The organism is Streptomyces sp. SID1328 (assembly GCF_009865595.1).
In the GTDB taxonomy this organism is placed as follows: domain Bacteria; phylum Actinomycetota; class Actinomycetes; order Streptomycetales; family Streptomycetaceae; genus Streptomyces; species Streptomyces griseoluteus.
On sequence record NZ_WWKH01001040.1, the window covers coordinates 1 to 4019 of the forward strand.

A 4019-nucleotide genomic window follows, 5' to 3' on the forward strand; every position below is an offset into this window, starting at 1 on the left:
ACGATCATCTCGGGCGGACTGCGCGAGCCCTCCTCGACCCGGCTCCTCGCGGACCGGCTGGCGGCGGCCGTCGCCCGTGAACTCGAGGCGCAGGGCGAGCCGGTGGAGCTGTCCTTCGTCGAACTGCGCCCGCTGGCGCACCCCATCATGGACGCGATGCTCACCGGCTTCACCGGCGAGACGCTGGACGCGGCCTTCGAGGCCATCGCCGGGGCCGACGGGGTCATCGCGGTGACCCCCGCCTTCAACGCGTCCTTCAGCGGTTTGTTCAAGTCGTTCTTCGACGTGCTCCCCGAGGAGACCCTCTCCGACATGCCCGTTCTCATCGCGGCCAGCGGCGGCACCGAGCGGCACTCCCTCGTCCTCGAACACGCGCTGCGCCCGATGTTCTCCTACCTCCACGCGATCGTCTCCCCGCGCCCCGTCTACGCCGCCACCAGCGACTTCGGGACCCAGGACGGCGCGGGCCTGGGCGCCCGCATCAACGCCGCCGCCGCCGACTTCACCCGCCTCCTTCGGGCCTGCGGCCCCCGCACCCGCGAAACCCAGGAGGACGCGGACCTGGCGACGATGCGGGGGCTGCTGGGCGGAAGCTGACCTCCGGTCCCGCCCAAAGCAACAAATCACCACACAGGCAAAAGCCTGGGCAAGTCTGAAGCAACAAATCTTGACGTGTTCGATCGTGCTTCGTACGTTCCCGAGCGGCGCCGTGAGGAGTCACCGACTCCGCCTCCCCACCACGCGGCCGGCCGAAGGAGCAGACGATGCGCGCATTCAGATCCGCCGTGTTACCAGGTCTCCGCGGGCGCCTCGGGGCCGTCCTGTCCGTACTGGCCCTGCTGCTCGGTGCCCTCGCCGGGCTGAGCGCGCCCGCCCGGGCCGCCGGTTCGGCGCCCTGTGACATCTACGCCGCCGCCGGCACCCCCTGCGTCGCCGCGCACAGCACCGTCCGGGCGCTGTTCGCCGGCTACAACGGCCCGCTGTACCGGGTCACCCGCGCCTCGGACGGCGCCGCCACCGACATCGGCCTCCTGGCGGCGGGCGGGTACGCGGACGCGGGCCGCCAGGACACCTTCTGCGGCGGCACCACCTGTCGCATGACGAAGATCTACGACCAGACCAGCCGCCACAACGACCTCGACCCCGGACCGGCCGGCACCGCCGGAATGGGTGCCGACCGCGCCGCCGACGCGAGCGAACTCGCCGTCACCGCGGGCGGCCACAAGGTCTACGGCATCTGGATCTCGCCCGGCGTCGGCTACCGCTCCAACGGCGCCGCCTCCGGCGTCGCGGTCAACGGACAGCCCGAGGGCGTCTACATGGTGGCCAGCGGCACCCACGTCGGCTCCGCCTGCTGCTTCGACTACGGCAACGCCGAGCGCACCCCCGCCGACACCGGCAACGGCCACATGGACGCTGTCTCCATCGCCACCACCTGCTACTTCGCCCCCTGCACCGGCAACGGCCCCTGGGTCGAGGCCGACCTGGAGAACGGCATGTTCCAGGGCGACAACGGCTCCAACCCCGCCAACCGGGGCAACAGCAGCACCTATGTCACCGCCGTGCTGAAGAACGACGGCCAGACCCGGTACGCCCTCAAGGGCGGCAACTCCCAGACCGGTTCCCTGAGCACCTGGTGGGACGGCGCGCTGCCCTCGCGCGGCGGCTACCGGCCCATGCAGCAGGAGGGCGGCATCATCCTCGGCACCGGCGGGGACAACAGCAACTGGAACATGGGCACCTTCTTCGAGGGCGCCATGGTCTCCGGCTATCCCTCCGACGCGGCCGAGAACGCGGTGCAGGCCAACGTCGTCGCGGCCGGTTACTCCGGCCAGACCAACGTGCCCAACGGCCCCCAGGGCACCATCACCGGCCCCGGCGGCAAGTGCGTGGACGTCGCCGCCGACGACACCGGGGTCAACGGCGCCGCCGTCCAGCTCTGGGACTGCCAGAGCTACGCCGAGGACCAGCACTGGACCCACAACCCCGACACCTCCCTCGGTACCATCTCCCGCTGCCTGGACATCAACGGCAACGGCACGGCCAACGGCACCGAGGTCGAGCTGTGGGACTGCAACGGGGTCGGCGGCCAGAAGTGGGTCCAGCAGGCCGACGGCTCGCTGCGCAACCCCCAGTCCGGCCGCTGCCTGGACGCCCCCAACGGCACGACCGCCAACGGCACCCGGCTGCGGATCTGGGACTGCAACGGCTCGGCCGCCCAGAAGTTCTCCGTCAACGGCGGAGCACCGGTCGCCGCGCCCGGCGGCAAGTGCGTGGACGTCGCCGCCGACGACACCGGGGTCAACGGCACCGCCGTCCAGCTCTGGGACTGCCAGACCTGGTCCGTCGACCAGCACTGGTTCCACCGCTCCGACTCCTCGCTCGCCACCCTCGGCCGCTGCCTGGACATCAACGGCAACGGCACGGCCAACGGCACCCAGGTCGAACTGTGGGACTGCAACGGCGCCGGGGGCCAGAAGTGGGAGCAGCAGGCCGACGGCTCGCTGCGCAATCCACAGTCCGGGCGCTGCCTGGACGCCCCCAACGGCACGACCGCCAACGGCACCCGGCTGCAGATCTGGGACTGCAACGGCGCTGCCGCCCAGAAGTTCAAGCTGAACTGACGGCCCGACACCGAGGGCTTCCCCGGCCGATACGGGGGAAGCGGCTGCGGGGGAGGGGTGAACACGCGGGCGGACGGCACTTCTCCGCCCGCCGCGCCCCGCCCCCGCACACTGGGCGCAGCCGCCGCACCCGTACCGGAAGGAACCCCCGCACCATGCACCTCGATCTGAGCGGACGCACCGCCCTGGTCACCGGCTCCACGCAGGGCATCGGCGCGGCCATCGCGCTGGGCCTCGCCCGCGCCGGTGCCCGCGTCGCCGTCAACGGCCGCGACAAGGAACGTGTCTCCGCGAGCATCGCCGAGTTCGCCGCCCAGGCCCCGGACGCGGAGTTCGTCGCGGCCGCCGCCGACGTGTCCACGGAGGAAGGGGCCCAGCAGTTGCTGCGCGACCTGCCCCAGGTGGACATCCTCGTCAACAACCTTGGCATCTTCGGCGCCGCCGACCCGCTGGAACTCACCGACGACGAGTGGCGGCGCTACTTCGAGATCAACGTCCTCGCCGCCGTCCGGCTCACCCGGCTCTACCTGCCCGGCATGACCGACCGCGGCTGGGGACGCGTGCTGTACATCGCCAGCGACTCGGCCGTCGTCATCCCGGCCGAGATGATCCAGTACGGCATGTCCAAGACCGCCCTGCTCGCGGTGAGCCGGGGCTTCGCCAAGAAGGCCGCCGGCACCGGCGTCACCGTCAACTCCGTCATCGCGGGCCCCACCCATACCGCGGGCGTCGAGGACTTCGTCTACGAACTCGTGGACAAGAACCTGCCCTGGGACGAGGCCCAGCGGGTCTTCATGCGCGACTACCGCCCGCAGTCCCTGATCCAGCGCCTGATCGAGCCCGAGGAGATCGCCAACATGGTCGTCTACCTCAGCTCCCCCCAGGCCTCGGCCACCACCGGCGGCGCCCTCCGCGTGGACGGCGGCTACGTGGACGCCATCCTCCCCTGACCGTCCCGCAGCCGGGCGTGCAGGCACCCGTCGAGGGGAAACTCGGGCGGTGCGGCGGGCAGTATCCCGGCCCGCTCGTAGCCGCACTTGAGAGCCACCCGGCAGGACGCCGTGTTGTCCATCTGGTGCAGCAGCTCCAGCCGGGTCAGCCCCCGGCCGAAGGCCCACCCGGTCAACGCCGTCAGCGCGCGCGGGGCCACGCCCCGGCCCCGCGCCCGCGCGGCCGTCCAGTAACCGACCTCGGCCCGGCCGTCCCCCCAGCACACGTCCTTGAGCACGATGTGACCCAGCAACTCGCCTTCTGCGTCGGGGGAGTCGGATATGCCGGGCGAATCGGCCGCCACGACGGCGAACCCCATACGGTCGCCCGTCTCCCATCCCCGCGCCTGCTCGGCGATCCACGCGAGCGCGGCCGCCTCGTCGTCCACGGCCGCTCCCGTCCAGC

Annotated in this window: 4 protein-coding genes; 3 read left to right on the plus strand and 1 reads right to left on the minus strand. The window is 71.8% G+C overall.

The features are described from left to right. Positions 1 to 3 precede the first annotated feature (3 nt). The 3 genes from GT030_RS33425 to GT030_RS33435 all read left to right on the plus strand — a co-directional run bounded on the left by GT030_RS33425 (position 4) and on the right by GT030_RS33435 (position 3574). A complete protein-coding gene (locus tag GT030_RS33425; RefSeq protein ID WP_346009799.1) occupies positions 4 to 597 on the plus strand; it encodes a CE1759 family FMN reductase in 594 nt (197 codons plus the stop codon). A gap of 167 nt (positions 598 to 764) precedes the next feature. Next, complete coding sequence (locus tag GT030_RS33430; RefSeq protein ID WP_161204276.1) at positions 765 to 2624, plus strand: arabinofuranosidase catalytic domain-containing protein; 1860 nt, start codon at positions 765 to 767, stop codon at positions 2622 to 2624. Positions 2625 to 2779: 155 nt separating this feature from the next. Next, on the plus strand, positions 2780 to 3574 hold the full coding sequence (locus GT030_RS33435; protein WP_161204277.1) for an SDR family oxidoreductase: 795 nt from the start codon (positions 2780 to 2782) through the stop codon (positions 3572 to 3574). On the opposite strand, the gene GT030_RS33440 is transcribed toward GT030_RS33435, so the two are convergent. Next, positions 3550 to 4019: GNAT family N-acetyltransferase (locus tag GT030_RS33440; protein ID WP_161204278.1), on the minus strand; the 470-nt coding region annotated here is incomplete at its 5' end. The two genes, GT030_RS33435 and GT030_RS33440, sit on opposite strands and share 25 nt — an antisense overlap.